The sequence below is a fragment of the Micromonospora ferruginea genome (assembly GCF_013694245.2).
GTDB classification, from domain to species: Bacteria; Actinomycetota; Actinomycetes; order Mycobacteriales; family Micromonosporaceae; genus Micromonospora; species Micromonospora robiginosa.
The window spans coordinates 1,661,303-1,679,294 of sequence record NZ_CP059322.2; the positions used below are offsets into that span (position 1 = coordinate 1,661,303).

Here is a 17,992-nt window from a genome sequence, read left to right on the forward strand (position 1 = left end):
GGAAAGGCACACCATGACAGAGGTCCACGCGGTGGTGGGCGGGCCGGCACCGGCCCAGGCAGCTCCGGACCACGACCGGCCCGACGGGCGCACCGGCGAGGCGCGGGTGCGGGAGCTGCTCGACCGGATGACGCTCGAGGAGAAGATCGCGCAGCTCGTCGGGTTCTGGGAGAAGGAGGACGGCGAGGCGGTCGCGCCGCTGCAGGGCGAGTTCGCCGACGCCGTCAAGCTGACCGACTTCGCCCGGCACGGCCTGGGTCACCTCACCCGCGCCTACGGCACCCGACCGGTAGACGCCACCGAGCGCGCGGCCTGGCTGTGGGGATTCCAGCGGGACCTGGTCACCGGCACCCGGCTGGGCATCCCGGCGATCGTGCACGAGGAGTGCCTCACCGGCCTGTCCGCGTGGAAGGCGGCGACCTTTCCCACGCCGCTGGCCTGGGGCGCCGCGTTCGACCCCGACCTGGTGACCGAGATGGCCGCGGCGATCGGGTCCTCGATGCGGGCGCTCGGCATCCACCAGGGGCTGTCCCCGGTGCTCGACGTGATCCGGGACCCGCGCTGGGGCCGGGTCGACGAGTGCGTCGCCGAGGACCCCTACCTGGTCGGCACCATCGGCACGTCGTACGTGCGCGGCCTGCAGTCGCAGGGGGTGCACGCGACGTTGAAGCACTTCGCCGGCTATTCCGCGTCGCGGGCCGGGCGCAACTTCGGCCCGGTACACGCCGGCCCCCGGGAACTGGCGGACGTGTTGTTCGTGCCGTTCGAGATGGCGATCCTCGACGGCGACGCGCGTAGCGTCATGCACTCGTACGCCGAGATCGACGGCGTGCCGGTGGCCGCCGACCCGGCGATGCTGACCGGCGTGCTGCGCGACCGGTGGGGCTTCGACGGCACGGTGGTGGCCGACTACTACGGCGTCGCGTTCCTGCACCTGCTGCACCACGTCGCGGCGGACAACGCGGGCGCGGCCGCGCAGGCGCTCGCGGCGGGCCTCGACATCGAGCTGCCGACCGGCGACGCCTTCCTGACCCTGGCCGAGTCGGTGCGGGCCGGCGCGGTCGACGAGGCGCTGGTGGACCGGGCGGTGCTGCGGGTGCTGCGCCAGAAGCAGGAGCTGGGGCTGCTCGACGCCACGTTCGCCGAGGAGCCGCCCGGGGCGGTCGACCTGGACCCGCCGGAGCACCGGGCGATCGCCCGCCGCCTCGCCGAGGAGTCGATGGTCCTGGTCGCCAACCAGGGCGTCCTGCCGCTGCCGGCGGGCCGGCGGGTGGCGGTGGTCGGCCCGAACGCGGACCGGCCGGGCGCGCTGTTCGGGTGCTACTCCTTCCTCAACCACGTGCTGGTCCAGCACCCCGGCGTGGAGACCGGGTTCGAGGTGCCGACCGTCCTCGACGCGATGCGTGCCGAGTTCGGCGGCGATCTCGTCACCTCGGCCGGCGGCTGCGACGTGGACAGCGACGACCGGTCCGGCTTCGACGAGGCGGTCGCCACCGCGTCCGCCGCCGACGTCGCCGTCCTGGTCGTCGGCGACCACGCCGGCCTCTTCGGGCGGGGCACGGTCGGTGAGGGGTGCGACCGGGACGACCTGGAGCTGCCGGGCGTCCAGCGGGACCTGGTCGAGGCGGTGCTGGCGACCGGCACCCCGGTCGTGCTGGTGCTGCTCACCGGCCGCCCCTACGCGATCGACTGGGCGCTGACCCGGTGTGCGGCAGTGGTGCAGTCGTTCTTCCCCGGTGAGGAGGGCGCGGGCGCGATCGCGGGCGTGCTTTCCGGGCGGGTCAACCCGTCGGGCCGGCTGCCGGTCACCCTGCCCGGCTCGGCCGGCGCGCAGCCGTACTCGTATCTGCACCCGACGCTCGGGGCGGGCAGCAACGGCACCAACCTACCGGCGACGCCCGCGGCGCCGTTCGGCCACGGCCTGTCCTACACCACGTTCGCGCACGCCGACCTGACCGTGCCGGACACCGTGCCGACCGACGGCGCGCTGTCCGTGACGGTGCGCGTCACCAACACCGGCGCGGTCACCGGCGACGACGTGGTCCAGCTCTACGGGCACGACGTGGTGGCGCCGGTGACCCGGCCGGTGGCGCAGTTGCTCGGCTACCGGCGGGTGCGCCTGGAGCCGGGGGAGTCGGTGACCGTCCGGTTGACCGTGCCCACCACCCGGCTGGCCTTCTCCGACCGCACGCTCACCCGGGTGGTGGAGCCCGGTGCGGTCGAGCTGTGGGTCGGCACGAGCGTGCGGCGGGACACCGAGACGTCGACCACGCTGGTCGGCGACACGGTCGCGGTGACCAACGCGTCCGCCCGCTGGACGACCACCGAGGTGAGCTGAGGCCGGGTCCGCCGGCCGGCCACGGGGACGGCCGGCGGACCACTCGCGGGATCGGTTTAACCGCATATGAGATGTATGCCGGACTTGCTCTCCGTAGGCTCCGGGATGTTTCAGCCCGTGCCGGCCGACAGGGATGCGTGAGTCGACGATGATGGACGCGGACACCATGGTCCTGCCCCGGCTCGGGCCGAGCGAGGCCGGTGTCGAGGACCCGTGGGGCGAGGACCGGCCGCTCGGCCGGAGCCGGGCCGCCGCCCGCGCCGCGACCGGCGCCGGCCGGTGGCGCACGGCCGCCTGGCTGGTGCCGGCGCTGCTGGCCGGTGGCCTCGGCGGCGCCGGGCTCGACACGCCACGGCTGCGGGCCGAGGAGTTGGCGACCTGGCGCGCGGCCACCTCCTCCTGGCGCGACGCGCTGACCGGCGGCGAACCCGCGTCGGCGCCGTACCACCTGCTGGCGCGGGCGTCGGTGGAGCTGTTCGGCGCCTCCGACGCCGCGCTGCGCCTGCCCTCGCTGCTGGCGGTGACCGCGGCCGTCGCGCTCGTCGGCGTGCTGGCCGCCCGGCTGTTCACGCCGGGCACCGGCGTGCTGGCCGGCGTGCTCCTCGCGGTGCTGCCGACCACCACCCGGTACGCGCAGGAGGCCCAGCCGCACGCGGTGGCGCTGCTGGCGGCGGTGCTCGCCACCTGGCTGCTGCTGCCGGTGCTCGACCGGCCGACCGTGCCCCGGCTCGTCGGGTACGCCGGCGCGGTGGTCCTGCTCGGCGCGGCCCAGCCCGGGGCGCTGCTGCTGCTCGCCGGCCACGGCTGGGTGGTGCTCGCCTTCCGGCGCCGGGCGGCGGGCCGCTGGTCGGCCGCCGTGCTGCCCGGCGTCCTGTCCGTGGCCGCGCTGCTGGCGTCCGGGGGGGCCGGCGGGTTCCTCCCGTCCGGCGTCCGGCCCGACCCGGCCGCGCTGGCGGCGGCACCACGGGAGTTGTTCGGCGTCGCCGCGCTCGGCCTGGTGCTGGCCGGGTTGGCCCTGTTCAGCCTCCCGCTGCGGTACGCGGCCGCGATCTGCACGGCCTGGGCGCTGGTGCCGGCGCTGGCCATGCTGCTCGCGGCGTGGGTCGTCCCGGTCTGGTCGCCGGCGGGACTGTTCTTCACGGTGCCGGCCTGGGCGGTGCTCGGCGCGGTGGCGTTGACCCGGTTGCGCGCGGGCTGGGCGGTGGCCGGGTTGGCGGCGATCGCCCTGATCGGCGCGCCCGCCCAACCGGCCGGGGCGACGGCAATCCGTCTGATTCATGCCTTCTTCGGTTGATTGTCGGCTTAGGATCGGTCGGGTCGGGTAGCCCGACGCAGACCATGGGGGAAACGTGGCCGTCGCCGCCGATACACGCCCGTCCCGCGCCGGCCGGCCGGGGACCCCGGGCGACCGCCCGCCACCGGCCGCGCCACCCGGGCGGCCGGCCGACCCGGACCCCGACCGCCGGCAGCGCAACATCCGGGCCCGCCTGGCGTACGCCCGCTGCGGCGCCACCGCCGGGCCGCTCCGCCCGCCCCGCCGCCCCGACGCGGCGGTCGAGCTGCGCCCCGCCGCCTCGGTGGCCGCGCGGCTGGTGCTGACCCTGCTGGTGCTGGTCAACAGCGCGGCCGGCCTGGTCTTCGTGGGCTGGCTGCTGCTGCCGCAGCACGTGCCCGGACCGGGCGTCGTCGGCCTGGGCGGTTGGCAGACGGTGGCCGCCCGGCTGGCCTTCTGCGTGGTCGTCGGCATCGAGCTGATCCGGCTGGCCCAGAACGCCGTGGTCTGGGTGTTCGCCTTCCACGCCAAGGACCCGGTGCCGGTCGACCCGCCGGTCGGCCTGCGGGTGGCCCTGCTCACCACGATCGTGCCGAGCAAGGAGCCGCTCGACGTCGCCGAGCGCACCCTGCGCCGGCTGCGCGAGATCGTCTACTGCGGACAGGTCGACGTGTGGATCCTCGACGAGGGCGACGACCCGGCGGTGCGGGCGATGGCGGCGCGCCTGGGCGTACGCCACTTCAGCCGCCGGGGACGGCCGGAGTACAACCAGCCGCGCGGCGAGTTCCGGGCCCGCACCAAGTCCGGCAACCACAACGCCTGGCGGGCCGAGCACGAGCACCGCTACGACGTGGTGGCCAACGTCGACCCGGACCACGTGCCGCTGCCCAACTTCCTGGAGCGCACGCTCGGCTACTTCCGCGACCCGGACGTGGCGTTCGTGGTGACCCCGCAGGTCTACGGCAACATGCACCAGAACTTCGTCGCCCACGGCGCCTCGGTCCAGCAGTACCTCTACAACGGGCTGATCGCGCGCGGCGGCAACGGCCTGGACGCGCCGCTGCTCACCGGCACCGGCCACCTCTACCGCCCGGCGGCCTGGCGGACCATCGGCGGCTACCAGGACTCGATCATCGAGGACCACCTCACCAGCATCCGGATCCACGCCGCCGTCAACCCGGCCACCGGCCGGCGGTGGAAGGGCGTCTACACCCCGGACGTGGTCGCGCTGGGCGAGGGGCCGACGTCCTGGGCCGACTACTTCAACCAGCAGAAACGCTGGGCGGCCGGCATCTGCGAGATCCTGCTCCGGCGGGAACTGCGCGCGCCGCGGGAGCTGCCGTCGCGACGCCGCTGGCAGTACCGCCTGCTCCAGTTCTACTACCCGAGCGTCGCGGTCAGCCTGCTGCTGGGCAACGCCGCCACCGCGCTGTACCTGCTCACCGGCGTCGCCGCCGGCCGGCTCGACCCGCAGGTGTGGGCGACGCTGTGGGGCGCCACGATCGGTACCTGGTTCCTGCTGTGGCTCTGGCTGCGCCGGTTCAACATCGCCCCGCACGAGCGGGAGGAGGTCGGCATGGTCGGCATGGCGCTCGCGCTGTTCGCCGGCCCGGTCTACCTGGCCGCGGCGGCCGGCGCGTTGCTGCGCCGCCGGCTCGGCTTCGTGGTCACCGCCAAGGGGGCGCTGCGCACCGCCGAGTCGCCGCGTACCTTCCGGCTGCACCTGTGCTGGGCGGGGGCGGCGGCGGGGCTGCTCGCGGCGAGTTTCCTGCTGGACCACGACTACCCGCTGCTGCGGGTCTGGCCGGCGCTGACGCTGCTCACCGGGCTCGCGCCGCCGCTGATCGCGTGGGTGGAGAACGCCCGCGCCCGCCGGGACGAGCCGGCGCCGGCCCCCGAGCGGCCGGCGCCGGTCGGTGGGGGCGTGCCGTGCTGAGGCTGACCGTGCCCCGGGTCGCCCTGGCGCTGGCCGGCGCGCTGCTGCTGGCGTACGCCTTCGTGGTGGCGCCCGGCACGTGGCGCGCGGACGACCCGGTGCGGCCGGCCCCGGTGGCGTCGCGGGCGCTCGCGACCGCGGCCGCCCCGGCGGACGCCCCCGCCGTCGCGTTTCCGCCGGCCGGCCGGGCGTTCGTCGGGGTGATGACCGACACCGGCCCGTACGACCTCACCGCGGTGGACCGGTTCGCCGCCGCGGCCGGCCGGGCACCGCAGGTGATGCTGTTCGGCGCCTCCTGGGCGACGGCCACCTTCGACCGTTCCCTGTTCGACCGGATCGCCGACCGGGGCATGATGCCGATGCTGGGCTGGGAGCCCTGGGACCACGCCGTCGACGAGGCGGCCCGGGACACCGGTCTGCCCGCCCGCCAGGTCGACCGGCTCCGGTCCACCCAGCCGGAGTACCGGCTGGCCCGCATCACCGCCGGCGACTTCGACGACTACCTGCGCTCCTGGGCCGACGGCGTCCGGTCGCTCGGCTACCCGGTCGCGATCCGGTTCGCGCACGAGATGAACGGCGACTGGTACCCGTGGTGCGAGCGGGCCAACGGCAACCACCCCGGTGACTACGTGCGGGCCTGGCGGCACGTGCACGACGTCTTCGCCGCGGCCGGCGCCACCAACGTCGCCTGGGTGTGGAGCCCCAACGCCAGGTGGGACAAGACGACCGCCGGGCTGACCGGGCTCTACCCCGGCGACGACTACGTCGACTGGGTCGGCGTCACCGGCTACTACGGCATGGGCGCCTTCACCAAGACCTACTCGTCCTTCGACCAGATCTTCGGGCCGACGATCGCGGAGATCCGCGGCATGACCCGTAAGCCGCTCGTCGTCACCGAGACCGCGGCCGCCGAGAGCAGCGGGCACAAGGCGCGGTGGATCCGGGAGACGTTCGACTCGCTGCCCCGCTACCGGGACCTGATCGGGTTGATCTGGTTCGAGGTGGACAAGGAGCAGGACTGGCGGATCGCCGGCTCGCCGACCGCGGCGGAGGCGTTCGCCGAGTCGGTGGCCGCCGACCGCTACGACGTCACCTGGTCCCCGGCCATGGCGCCGCGCACCGGCCCGGGCGGCTAGCCCCGGCCGGGCGGTCAGCGCGGCGTGGCGTCGCCGGGACGTCACCGTCCGTCGACACCGCCCGGGTCGCCGGTGACGACCTGGTGACGCGGACTCCGGCAGGGTCGCGGCACGAGGACGGCTCGGTGCGAGGGGGCGGCATGATCAGGACGATGCTCCGGCTGCGTGCGCGTCCGGGATGCGAGCCCGCGGTGGGACCGGCCTGGGAGATGATCGCCGGGCAGCTCAGCGCGCTTCCCGGCAGCCTGCGGCACGAGTTGCTGCGCGACGCGCTGGACCCGTACGGCTTCGTCGTGGTCACCGAGTGGGCCGACGAGGAGTCCCTGCGCGCCTACCGGGACGGGCCGGTGGCGGCCCGGCTGGCCGACCTGCTCCGGCCGCTGACCGAGCCGGCCGACCCGCCCGACTATCCGCCGATGGCCGAGACCGAGGAGGGGACCGGCCCGGTCTACGTGGACGTGGAGCTGACCGTGCCCGGCTCCCGCCTCGCCGAGTTCCACCACGGCTACCCCGAGGTGGTACGCCGGATGGCCGCCGTGCCCGGCTACCGGCGTGAGCAACTGCTCCGCGAACCCGGCTCGGACGTGCACCACATCTTCGCCGAGTGGGACGGCGCGGCGGAGTTCCTCGACTGGATCGCCGATCCCGCCCACGCCTCGGCGCAGGCCGGGCCGATCGCGCCGTTCCTCCTCGACATCCGCCGCCGCCTGTTCCACGTCGCGCCCGACGCCGACGGCCGGCGGTCCCACATCACCGGCAGGGAGGCCGACGTGCAGAGGACAACGGACGTACTTGTCGTCGGGGCGGGCCCCACCGGGCTGACCGCCGCCGTCGAGCTGGCCCGGCGCGGCGTCGACTGCCTGGTGATCGACAAACGGGCGACCCCGGCCGGGCAGGCCGACAAGGCGATCGGCGTGCACTGCCGGACCATGGAGATCTGGGAGGAGCAGGGTGTCGTCCGGGAGGCGATGGACGCCGGCATCTGGCTCACCGGCAACATGGTCTTCGTCAACGGTGAGCAGACCCACCGGATGAGCTGGGAGCTGCCCGGCCTGCCCTACGACCACCTCGGCCTGCCCCAGTACGAGACCGAACGCATCCTCACCGCCCGGCTGGCCACGCTCGGGGTGCGCCCCCGGCTCGGCGCCGAGCTGGTCGACTTCACCCAGGACGCGGACGGCGTGACCGCCACCGTGCGCACCGCCGACGGCACCGTCGAGACGGTACGCGCGGCGTACCTGGTCGGCTGCGACGGCGCGCACAGCCGGGTGCGGGACCGCCTCGGTCTCACCTTCACCGGCGGGCTGGGCCGCTTCCCGCAGCTCTTCATGCTCGTCGACGTGGACGTGGACTGGGACATGCCGGACGGGCACCTGCTGCGCTTCCTGCACACCACCGACGGGCGGATGGACGGGATGCTGGTCTGCGTCCCGCTGCGCGGCGAGCATCGCTACCGCATCGCCACCCTGGCCCCACCCCGGTTCTTCGCGCGGACCGGCGGGCAGGACGCCCCGCCCGGGTTCAGCGAGGAACTCGGCGAGCCGACCCTCGACGACGTGCAGGCCGCCCTCGACCGTCTCGCCCCGCCCGGCACCCGGGCGACGAACCTGCGCTGGTCGTCGGTGTTCCGGATCAGCCACGGCATCGTCGACCGCTACCGTCACGGCCGGGTCTTCGTCGCCGGCGACGCCGCCCACCTGCACCCGCCGGCCGGCGGCCAGGGCATGAACACCGGCATCCAGGACGCCTGGAACCTGGCCTGGAAGCTGGCCCTGGCGGTACGCGGGCAGGCCGCACCCGGCCTGCTGGACAGCTACGAGGCGGAGCGGCGCCCGGAGGGCGAGGAGATCGTCGGCCGCGCGGTGCGGATGGCCGGCACCGAGGAACTGGACCGGGCCGACCTGGAACGGCAGTTCCTCCAGGAGATGTCGCTGCTGCTCAGCTACGCCGGCAGCCCGCTGGTCGGGGAGACCGTCTCCGACCCGGCCGCGCTCGGCGACGCGCCCCGCCCCGGCGACCGCGCGCCGGACGTCGAGGGCCTGCGTCGCCGTGGTGTCGGGCACCCGCTGCGGCTGCGGGACCTGACCCACGGCACCCGGCACACGCTGCTGCTCTACGCCGACGCCACGGCCGACCCGGGGGAGCTGGCCGGGTTCGCCGCCCTCTGCGCCGACGCGCGGCGGCAGGCCGGCGGCGAGCTCGACGCGTACCTGCTGCTCGATCCGGACGCCGACGAGCCGCGCCTGGCCGACCCGCCGGTGCTGCGCGACGCCGACCGGCGGTTCCGCGCCGGGTACGGCCTGGCCGGCACCGGCCTCTACCTGATCCGCCCGGACGGGCACGTCGGGTTCCGCGGCGCCCCGGTCGACGCGGACGCGCTGCGCAAGCACCTGCACCTGATCTTCGGCGGCGAGCGGTGAGCCGGGTCCGCACGGTGCTGGCGATGCGCACCCGCCAGGGCTGCGAGGAGCGCTTCGAGGCGGAGTGGCGCGCCGCCGCCGAGGAGATCCGCACCCTGGACGGCTGCCTGCACCAGGACCTGATCCGCGACGCCGACGACCCGCGCGTCTACCTGGTGATCAGCGACTGGGCGGACCGGGAACGGCTGGACGCGTTCGGCCGCAGCGCGCACCGCGACCGGCTGCTGCGGGTGATCCGGGAGCTGCGCGAGTCCGCGGAGCGACACACCTACCAGGTGCTGCACAGCGTGACAGGCGAACCGGGGGAGGCCCGATGACCGAGGACGTGGTGCCGGCGGCCGAGCTGTACACGGACGCGTTCGCGGCCGATCCCTATCCCACCTTCGCCCGGCTGCGCGCGCAGCGGCCGGTCTGCCCGGTCGGCTCGCCGCGGTTCGACTCGTGGCTGATCACCCGGTTCGACGACGCGCGCACCGCGCTGACCGACCCGCGGCTGTCCAAGGACCTCTACGGCCCCGACCAGCACTACCTGCGAATCTTCGGCCCGAACTCGGAGGGCCTGAACCGCAACATGCTCAACTCCGACCCGCCCGAGCACACCCGCCTGCGCCGGGTCGTGTCGCAGGCGTTCGCGCCGCGGCGGATCGAGGCGCTGCGTCCCCGGGTGGCCGCGATCGTCGACCAGCTCATCGACAAGATGGTGCCGCGGGGCGAGGCGGACCTGATGCGGGAATTCGCCATCCCCCTGCCGATGACCGTCATCTGCGAGCTGCTCGGCGTGCCGCCGGCCGACCACGACCGGGTGCTCGACTGGACCCAGGTCATCCGCACCTCCGGGTCGACCAGCCGGCCGCCGGCCGAGGAGCGGGCCGCGGTGCAGGAGGCCCAGCTCCGGCTGCACGACTACCTGGCCGACCTGGTCCGGGCCAAGCGCGCCGACCCGGCGGACGACATCATCGGCGCGCTGGTGGACGCGGTCGACCGGGACCGGACGCTGTCCGAGGCGGAGCTGGTCACCACCACGTTCCTGCTGCTGTTCGCCGGGCACCAGACCACCGCCGACTTCCTCGGCAACGCGGTGCTGGCCCTGCTCACCCACCCGGAGCAGATGGAGCTGCTGCGCAGCACGCCGCGCCTGCTGCCGACCGCGATCGAGGAGCTGCTGCGCTTCGACGGCCCGCTGCCGGTGGCCAGCCCGCGCATCGCCACCGAGGACGTCGACTACCAGGGGGTACGCATCCCGCGCGGCGCGATCGTCGGGGTGGCGATCAACGCGGCCAACCACGATCCCGCGCACTTCACCGATCCGGACCGGCTCGACCTGCGCCGGGTCCGGGGCCCGCACCTCGGCTTCGGTCACGGCGTGCACTACTGCCTGGGCGTCTCGCTGGCCCGGATGGAGGCGCTGCTCGCGCTCTCCGCCCTGCTGCGCCGGCTGCCCGGGCTCCGGCTCGCCGTGCCGCTCGCCGAGGTGCGCCGGCTGCCCGCCGCCTCGCCCTTCCGCGGCCTGCTGGAACTGCCGGTCGCCTTCACCGTCTAGCCCGCCCACCAGTCAAGGAGCACGTCATGGTCTTCCGGAACGTGATCGTCTGCCACATGGTCCCCGGCAGCGAGGAGATCGTCGGGAACGTCTTCGGTCACTACGACCAGATCACCCGGCCCCAGGACCTCGGGGTCATCGGCCGGTACCTGCTGTCGCACCACGACCTCTACCTGCACGTGATCGAACGGGAGCAGGACCCGAGGATCTCCGGGCAGACCCGCGGGCTGCCGGCCTTCCAGAAGATCGCCGAGGAGATCGGCCCGTACGTGACGCCGTACCCGCGCTACTGGAAGAACCCGTCGGACTCGGTGGCCAAGGAGTTCTACCACTGGGCCCCGGACGGCGAGCCGCCCGCGGACACCACGCTGACCGTGATCGTGGGGCGGATCAAGCCGGGCGCCGAACCGGACGTGGCCCGGGTGTTCGGCGAGTCCGACGCCGGGTCGCTCCCGAGGGACCTGGGTGTCACCGGGCGCTGGCTCTACTCGATCGACGACGTCTACGTGCACCTGCTGGAGCAGGAGTCGTCGGCCGCCGAGGCGACCCGGAACCAGCACGCCGAGAAACCGGCCTTCGGCAAGGTGATGCAGGACCTGGGCCCGTACGTCGAGCCGTACCGGCCGGACCTCAGCCACGGCCCGCAGGACCAGGTGGCGACCGTCTTCTACCGCTGGCGCGCGCAGGACTGATCCGGCGGAGAAACCGCTCCCCGACGCACCCCCGTGGGCCAGGCTGAGACCGGAGGCGTACGGGGGTGTCGGGTGTCGACCAAGCAGATCATCCAGCACGTCGGGGCGTTGCTGGACCTGGCCGGGGTGCTGGTCATCGCGGTGGGCGTCGCGGTCGCCTCGGTGGTGTTCGCGGTGCGGTGCGGTCGCTCCCGGCAGGTGGTGCCGCACTACCGGGCGTTCCGGCAGGGGGTGGGGCGGGCCATCCTGCTCGGCCTGGAGTTCCTGGTCGGCGGCGACATCATCCGTACGGTCGCGGTGTCGCCCACGTTCACCAGCGTCGGCGTGCTGGCGCTGATCGTGCTGGTCCGGACGTTCCTGAGCTTCTCGCTGGAGGTGGAGCTGGACGGCCGCTGGCCCTGGCAGGGCAAGCCCCCGGTCGCCCCGTCCGGCTGACCCGCCGGACGTGAGATGTATTGCTGGTCGACACGTGTCCGCAGGTGAGAGGTTTGATCCCGACTCACCGGGTCACTGATACCGGGAGTGCCGACGGAAGGGGAACACCGGTGCCCGAGACGAACCGGACCAGGTCCAGTCAGGACGCCGCGCTGCCTCGCGGCGTCACCGACCCGCTGCTGTGGCGTTCCGCCTACGACGTGGCCGCCGCGCACCGGCCGGACGCCGCCGGCCGGTGCTCCAGCCTGCTCTGCGCCGGCCGGCCGGCGCCCTGCGAGCCGTTGGAGGCCGCGCGCCGGGCGATGCGCCTGGCCGGGGACGCCGACCAGCGCGCCGACCACGGTGAGCGGGCGGGTCGGGTCGCCGGGCAGCGGCGACGGGCCGCCTGATCGCCCCCGGGCGCCGGGCGGTTCGAACCATGGCCGCCCCGCTTCCGTGTTTATGATCGACAACTCGGTCGGAATGCGGGAGATGAGGAGGGTTCGTGACCGTCGACGCCCACGCGTTCTGGCTTCGCGCCCCCGGTGAGGGCGAGATCCGCCCGGTGCGCCTCGACCCGCCGGGCCCCGGCGAGGTGCTGGTACGCACCCGGTTCTCCGGCGTCAGCCGGGGCACCGAGACACTGGTCTTCACCGGCCGCGTCCCCGCCGACCAGTACGCGACCATGCGCGCGCCCCACCAGGAGGGCGACTTCCCGGCCCCGGTCAAGTACGGCTACCTCAACGTGGGCACGGTCGAGGCCGGCCCGGCGGAGCTGCGCGGCCGGACCGTGTTCTGCCTGTACCCGCACCAGAGCGCGTACGTGGTCCCGGCCGAGGCCGTGGTGGTCGTGCCGGACGGCGTACCGGCGGAACGCGCCGTGCTGGCCGGCACCGTGGAGACCGCGGTGAACGCGCTCTGGGACGCCGCGCCGCTGGTCGGCGACCGGGTCACCGTGATCGGTGGCGGGATGGTCGGGTGCGGCGTGGCCGCCCTGCTGGCCCGGTTCCCCGGCGTCCGGGTCGAGCTGGTCGACGCCGACCCGGCCCGCGCCGGGGTGGCCGACGCGCTCGGCGTCGACTTCGCCCTGCCCACCGACGCGACCGGGGACCGTGACCTGGTGGTGCACGCCAGCGCCAGCGCCGACGGGCTGCAACGCGGCCTGGACCTGCTCCGCCCGGAGGGCACCGTGCTGGAGCTGAGCTGGTACGGCGACCGCCCGGTCACCCTCGCGCTCGGCGGCGCGTTCCACTCCCGACGGCTCGGCATCCGCAGCAGTCAGGTCGGCACCGTCTCGCCCCGGCGCGCCGACCGCGGCTACGCCGACCGGCTCGCCCTCGCCCTGGACCTGCTGGCCGACCCGGCGTTCGACGCGCTGCTCACCGGCCGGTCCCGCTTCACCGACCTGCCCGACGTGCTGGACCGGCTCGCCTCGGGCCGGCTGCCGGCGCTCTGCCATCTCATCACCTACGGCGAGGAGTGATCGTGTTCAGCGTGACCGTCCGGGACCACATGATGGTCGCCCACAGTTTCCGCGGCGAGGTCTTCGGCCCGGCCCAGCGGCTGCACGGCGCGACCTTCGTCGTCGACGCCACGTTCCGCCGGCCGGAGCTGGACGCCGACGGGATCGTGGTCGACATCGGGCTGGCCACCGAGCAGCTCCGGGCCGTGCTCGGCGAGCTGACCTACCGCAACCTGGACGACGAGCCGGCCTTCGCCGGGGTGAACACCACCACCGAGGTGCTGGCCCGCACCGTCGCCGACCGGCTCGCCGACGCGGTGCACGCCGGCCGGCTGGGGGAGGGGGCGCGGGGGCTCGCCGGGATCACCGTCACCCTGCACGAGTCGCACGTCGCGTGGGCGAGCTACGAGCGGTCGCTGTGACCGGATGACCACGGTCCACGTGGTGCTGCCGGGCGACATCGACGACCCGGTGAACCCCAGCGGCGGCAACGCCTACGACCGGCAGGTCTGCCGCGGGTTGGCGGCGCTCGGCTGGACCGTGCGCGAGCACCAGGTGCCGGGCGGCTGGCCACGGCCGGGGGAGCCGGAGCGGGCCGCGCTGGGCGGGCTGCTCGGCGGGCTGCCCGACGGCGCGACCGTGCTGCTCGACGGCCTGGTCGCCTCCACCGTGCCGGACGTGCTCGCCCCGCACGCCGCGCGGCTGCGCCTGGTGGTGCTGGTGCACCTGCCGATCGAGGGCGAGACCGAGCGGCGGGCCCTCGACGCGGCGACCGTGGTGGTCGCCACCAGCGAGTGGACCCGCCGGCGGCTGCTGGCGCGCTACCCGCTCGCCCCCGACCGGGTGACCGTCGCGCCGCCCGGCGTCGACCCGGCGCCGGTCGCCGCCGGCACCCCCGACGGGGGGCGGCTGCTCTGCGTCGCGGCGGTCACCCCGGTCAAGGGCCACGACGTGCTGGCCGCGGCGCTCGCCGAGGTCGCCGACCTGGGCTGGACCTGCGACTGGATCGGCCCGCTCGACCGGGACCCGGCGTTCGTCGACCGGCTGCGCGAGCGGCTCGGCGGGACCGGGCTGGCCGACCGGGTCCGGCTGGCCGGCCCGCGCGCCGCGGCGGAGCTGGCCGGCGCGTACGCCGCCGCCGATCTGCTGGTCCAGCCGTCCCGGCGGGAGACGTACGGCATGGTGGTCACCGAGGCGCTGGCCCGGGGCGTACCGGTGCTGGCCGCCGACACCGGCGGCCTGCCGGCCACGCTCGGGCACGCACCCGGCGGTGACCGGCCCGGCCTCCTGGTGCCGCCGGACGATCCGGGCGCGACCGCCGCCGCGCTGCGCCGCTGGCTCACCGATCCCGGCCTGCGGGACCGGCTGCGTCGCGCCGCCCGGCGGCGGCGGGACACCCTCACCGGCTGGCCGGTCACCGTGGACCGGTTGGCAACGGCATTGAAGGAGGCGACCGCGGCATGACCACCTCACTCCCACCCGGCTTCGCGGACTGGCTGCGGCTGCGCGAGCCGGCCGACGCGGCCGCCCGCTCGGTCGAGCTGGCCGACGCGGCCCGCGACCGGCTGCCCGCCGACCGTCCGCTGGTCGTGCACGACCTGGGCAGCGGCACCGGCTCGATGGCCCGCTGGCTCGCCCCCCGGCTGCCCGGCCCGCAGCACTGGGTGCTGCACGAGCGCGACCAGGCGCTGCTGGCGCTGGCCGGCGGCGGGCTCACCGCCGCCGACGGGGCTCCGGTCACAGTGACCACCCGAGGCTCGGACATCACCCGGCTGACCGCCGACGACCTGGCCGACGCCCACCTGGTCACCGCGTCGGCGCTGCTGGACATGCTCACCGCCGACGAGATCGACCGGATGGTGGCGGCGTGCGCCGGCCACCCGACGCTGTTCGCGCTCACCGTGTCCGGCCGGGCCGAGTTCACCCCGGCCGACCCGCTCGACCGCGAGCTGGCCGACGCGTTCAACGCCCACCAGCGGCGCACCGTCGGCGGCCGGACCCTGCTCGGGCCGGACGCGGTGGCGGCCACCGTGGCCGCGTTCGGCCGGCACGGCGTCGAGGTGGCGGTGCGGCCCAGCCCGTGGCGGCTCGGCCCGGCGCAGGCCGCGCTGACCGCCGAGTGGCTGACCGGGTGGGTCGAGGCGGCCGTCGAGGAACACCCGCATCTGGCCGGGCCCGCCCGGACGTATACCCAGTGGCGGCTCGACGAGGTCGCCGCCGGCCGGGTCGAGGTGGTGCTGCACCACGCCGACCTGCTCGCCGGCTGAACCGTACGGCCCGCCGACACGTGACATCCGGTGGGAACGAGGAGGACCGCTTGTCACACGTCGCCGTCGCCGTAGCCGTGCCGCCCAGGCCGGCGCCCGTCACCGTGGCGCCGGTCGTGCCGCCCGGGCCGGCGTCGGGCGCCGCGTCCGCGCCGGAGCCCGTCCGGGCCCGCGCGGTCCGGCGCGGCGCGGCGTGGGCACGCCCGGCCGCCGGGCTGGTCGTGCTCGCGGCGCTGGTCGCCGCCGTGGGCACCGGCCCGTTCCTGGCCGGCCTGCGGCTGATCGACGCGCCCGCGCTCGCCGCCGCGCTGGGCATCGGCGTGGTCACCACCGTCTGCTGCGCCTGGCGCTGGTCGCTGGTCGCCGGCGGGCTGGGCGTACGGCTGCCGATGCGGGCCGCGGTGGCGCACTGCTACCGGGCGGTCTTCCTCAACTCCACCCTGCCCGGCGGGGTGCTCGGCGACGTGCACCGCGCGGTGCGGCACGGCCGGGACGCCGGTGACCTGGCCCGGGGCGTACGCGCCGTGGTGTGGGAGCGCACCGCCGGGCAGGTGGTGCAGTTGGTCATCGCGGTGGCGGTGCTGGCCGCGTTCCCGTCCCCGGTGCGCCCGTACCTCCCGGCGGTGGCCGCCGTCGGCGCGGTGGCCGCGGTGGCGCTGGTGCTGGCCGCCCGCGCGGTGCCGCGCTCCGGGGCGTCCCGGCTGGCCCGGGCGGCCCGCACCGCGGTCGCCGACGTCCGCTCCGGGCTGCTGGCCCGCCGGACCTGGGCCGGCGTGGTGATCGCCTCGACCCTGGTGTTCGCCGGCCACCTGGCCACGTTCATGGTGGCGGCGCGCACGGCGGGGACCGACGCCCCGCTGTCCCGCCTGCTACCGCTCACCCTGCTCGCCCTGCTGGCCATGGCCCTGCCGCTCAACGTGGGCGGCTTCGGGCCGCGCGAGGGGGTGGCCGCCTGGGCGTTCGCCGCCGCCGGCCTGACCGCCGCGCAGGGTGTGGCCACCGGCACGGTCTACGGCGCGCTGGTCCTGGTGGCCAGCCTGCCCGGCGCGGTGGTGCTGCTGGCGCGTCGGCTGCCCCGGCGGGAGCCCGGCAACTGTCGGTGATCCCGCATACGGTGAGGGTGCGAGGTGTGTGTCGCCGGGTCAGCCCGGCGACCGGACGGAGGAGAACCATGGACGAAACCCTGCCCACCGCGACGGTCCGGACCCGGGTCTCGGTCCCGCTCCGGTTCCCCGACGGCTACGGCACCACCGCCCTGGTGCACACCTTCCACGGCCTGGTGGACGGCCGCGAGCACCTGGCGTTCGGGCTGGGCGAGCACGGCAGGGCCGACCCGCCGCTGGTGCGCCCGCACAGCGAGTGCCTCACCGGTGACGTGTTCGGCAGCCAGCGCTGCGACTGCGGTCCGCAGTTGCGCGAGGCGGTCGAGCGGATCGCCGAGGCCGGCGGCTACCTGCTCTACCTGCGCCAGGAGGGGCGGGGCATCGGCCTCTACGCCAAGCTCGACGCGTACGCCCTGCAGGACGGCGGCCTCGACACGTACGAGGCGAACCTGGCGCTGGGCCGGGGCGCCGACGAGCGGGACTACACGGTGGCCGCGCAGATGCTCGCCGCGCTGGGCGTGGACCGGGTGGCGCTGCTCAGCAACAACCCGGACAAGGCGGCCCAACTCGACCGCCTCGGCGTCACGGTGGCCGACCGGGTGGTCACCGGCGTGCACCTGTCCCCGGCCAACGCCGACTACCTGGCGGCCAAGGTCAGTCGCGCCGACCACGCCCTCGACCTGCCGTTCGTGCCGTGAGCACCCGCCCGTACGTGCTGCTGAGCTGCGCCATGTCGATCGACGGTTACATCGACGACGCGACCACCGAACGGCTGCTGCTCTCCAACGACGACGACCTGGACCGGGTCGACGCGACGCGGGCCGGGTGCGACGCGATCATGGTGGGCGCGGCCACGGTCCGCCGCGACGACCCCCGGCTGCTGGTCCGCAGCGAGCGGCGGCGGGCCGAGCGGGTGGCCCGGGGGCTACCCCCGTCGCCGGTGAAGGTGACGGTCACCGGCAGCGGCGACCTCGACCCGTCGGCCCGGTTCTTCACCGTTGGCGAGGGGCTCAAGCTGGTCTACTGCCCGAGCGGGGTGGTGGAGAAGGCCCGGGAGCAGGTCGGCGCGGTGGCCACCGTGGTCGACGCCGGTGAGCCGGCGACCGCGCACGCGGTCGTCGCGGACCTGGCCGGGCGCGGGATCGGCCAGTTGATGGTCGAGGGCGGCGGCACCATGCACCGCCAGTTCCTCACCGCCGGTCTCGCCGACGAGCTGCACCTGGTGGTCGCCCCGTTCTTCGTGGGGGACGGGCGGGCGCCCCGGTTCGTCGGGGAGGGCCGCTTCCCGTGGCACCCGGGCCGCCGCGCGCGGGTGGTCGAGGTGCGCCAGATCGGTGACGTGGTGCTGACCCGGTACGCGCTCTCCGACCGCTGTCAGGCCTGACCGACGCTCCCCGGTTCGCTCTTGTGC

The 17,992-nt window shown here is 75.3% G+C and carries 17 protein-coding genes; all 17 read left to right on the top strand.

Translation table 11 applies throughout. The annotated features are described in order from the left end of the window. Positions 1-13: 13 nt before the first annotated feature. The 17 genes from H1D33_RS07205 to H1D33_RS07285 all read left to right on the top strand — a co-directional run bounded on the left by H1D33_RS07205 (position 14) and on the right by H1D33_RS07285 (position 17,965). Positions 14-2,338, top strand: coding sequence for a beta-xylosidase/alpha-l-arabinosidase (locus tag H1D33_RS07205; protein WP_181568817.1), 2,325 nt, complete (start codon positions 14-16; stop codon positions 2,336-2,338). Positions 2,339-2,471: 133 nt separating this feature from the next. After that, positions 2,472-3,632 (top strand): glycosyltransferase family 39 protein, encoded by a 1,161-nt coding sequence (locus H1D33_RS07210; RefSeq protein ID WP_246411572.1) that lies wholly within the window; start codon positions 2,472-2,474, stop codon positions 3,630-3,632. A 55-nt stretch (positions 3,633-3,687) separates the two neighbouring features. Then, positions 3,688-5,547: a glycosyltransferase family 2 protein gene (locus H1D33_RS07215; RefSeq protein WP_181568816.1), complete on the top strand. Its 1,860-nt coding sequence runs from the start codon at positions 3,688-3,690 to the stop codon at positions 5,545-5,547. Next, positions 5,541-6,683, top strand: a complete 1,143-nt coding sequence (locus tag H1D33_RS07220; RefSeq protein ID WP_181568815.1) for a glycoside hydrolase family 26 protein — start codon at positions 5,541-5,543, stop codon at positions 6,681-6,683. Before H1D33_RS07215 ends, H1D33_RS07220 begins: the two co-directional genes overlap by 7 nt. A gap of 152 nt (positions 6,684-6,835) precedes the next feature. Then, a complete protein-coding gene (locus H1D33_RS07225) occupies positions 6,836-9,103 on the top strand; it encodes an FAD-dependent oxidoreductase (protein WP_246411570.1) in 2,268 nt (755 codons plus the stop codon). Positions 9,104-9,126: 23 nt separating this feature from the next. Continuing rightward, positions 9,127-9,420 (top strand): putative quinol monooxygenase, encoded by a 294-nt coding sequence (locus H1D33_RS07230; protein ID WP_246411568.1) that lies wholly within the window; start codon positions 9,127-9,129, stop codon positions 9,418-9,420. Further along, positions 9,417-10,643: a cytochrome P450 family protein gene (locus H1D33_RS07235; protein WP_181568812.1), complete on the top strand. Its 1,227-nt coding sequence runs from the start codon at positions 9,417-9,419 to the stop codon at positions 10,641-10,643. Before H1D33_RS07230 ends, H1D33_RS07235 begins: the two co-directional genes overlap by 4 nt. A 26-nt stretch (positions 10,644-10,669) precedes the next feature. After that, complete coding sequence (locus tag H1D33_RS07240) at positions 10,670-11,335, top strand: TcmI family type II polyketide cyclase (RefSeq protein ID WP_181568811.1); 666 nt, start codon at positions 10,670-10,672, stop codon at positions 11,333-11,335. Between the two features lie 72 nt (positions 11,336-11,407). Beyond that, positions 11,408-11,770 (top strand): DUF1622 domain-containing protein, encoded by a 363-nt coding sequence (locus H1D33_RS07245; protein WP_181568810.1) that lies wholly within the window; start codon positions 11,408-11,410, stop codon positions 11,768-11,770. 110 nt (positions 11,771-11,880) lie between these two features. Continuing rightward, positions 11,881-12,159: a hypothetical protein gene (locus tag H1D33_RS07250; protein ID WP_181568809.1), complete on the top strand. Its 279-nt coding sequence runs from the start codon at positions 11,881-11,883 to the stop codon at positions 12,157-12,159. Between the two features lie 95 nt (positions 12,160-12,254). Further along, positions 12,255-13,232: a zinc-dependent alcohol dehydrogenase gene (locus tag H1D33_RS07255; RefSeq protein ID WP_181568808.1), complete on the top strand. Its 978-nt coding sequence runs from the start codon at positions 12,255-12,257 to the stop codon at positions 13,230-13,232. A 2-nt stretch (positions 13,233-13,234) separates the two neighbouring features. Next, the gene (locus H1D33_RS07260) at positions 13,235-13,633 is read left to right on the top strand and encodes a 6-pyruvoyl trahydropterin synthase family protein (RefSeq protein ID WP_181568807.1); all 399 of its coding nucleotides are present in this window, start codon (positions 13,235-13,237) and stop codon (positions 13,631-13,633) included. 4 nt (positions 13,634-13,637) lie between these two features. Beyond that, the gene (locus H1D33_RS07265; RefSeq protein ID WP_181568806.1) at positions 13,638-14,675 is read left to right on the top strand and encodes a glycosyltransferase family 4 protein; all 1,038 of its coding nucleotides are present in this window, start codon (positions 13,638-13,640) and stop codon (positions 14,673-14,675) included. Beyond that, positions 14,672-15,478: an SAM-dependent methyltransferase gene (locus H1D33_RS07270; protein WP_181568805.1), complete on the top strand. Its 807-nt coding sequence runs from the start codon at positions 14,672-14,674 to the stop codon at positions 15,476-15,478. Before H1D33_RS07265 ends, H1D33_RS07270 begins: the two co-directional genes overlap by 4 nt. Before the next feature lie 215 nt (positions 15,479-15,693). Beyond that, positions 15,694-16,581, top strand: a complete 888-nt coding sequence (locus tag H1D33_RS07275) for a lysylphosphatidylglycerol synthase transmembrane domain-containing protein (RefSeq protein WP_181572843.1) — start codon at positions 15,694-15,696, stop codon at positions 16,579-16,581. 68 nt (positions 16,582-16,649) lie between these two features. Further along, on the top strand, positions 16,650-17,279 hold the full coding sequence (locus H1D33_RS07280; protein WP_181568804.1) for a GTP cyclohydrolase II: 630 nt from the start codon (positions 16,650-16,652) through the stop codon (positions 17,277-17,279). Beyond that, entirely contained in the window at positions 17,276-17,965 is a 690-nt protein-coding gene (locus H1D33_RS07285; protein WP_181568803.1) for a RibD family protein, read from the top strand. The genes H1D33_RS07280 and H1D33_RS07285 overlap by 4 nt, the downstream gene beginning before the upstream one ends. The last annotated feature ends 27 nt before the right edge of the window (positions 17,966-17,992 follow it).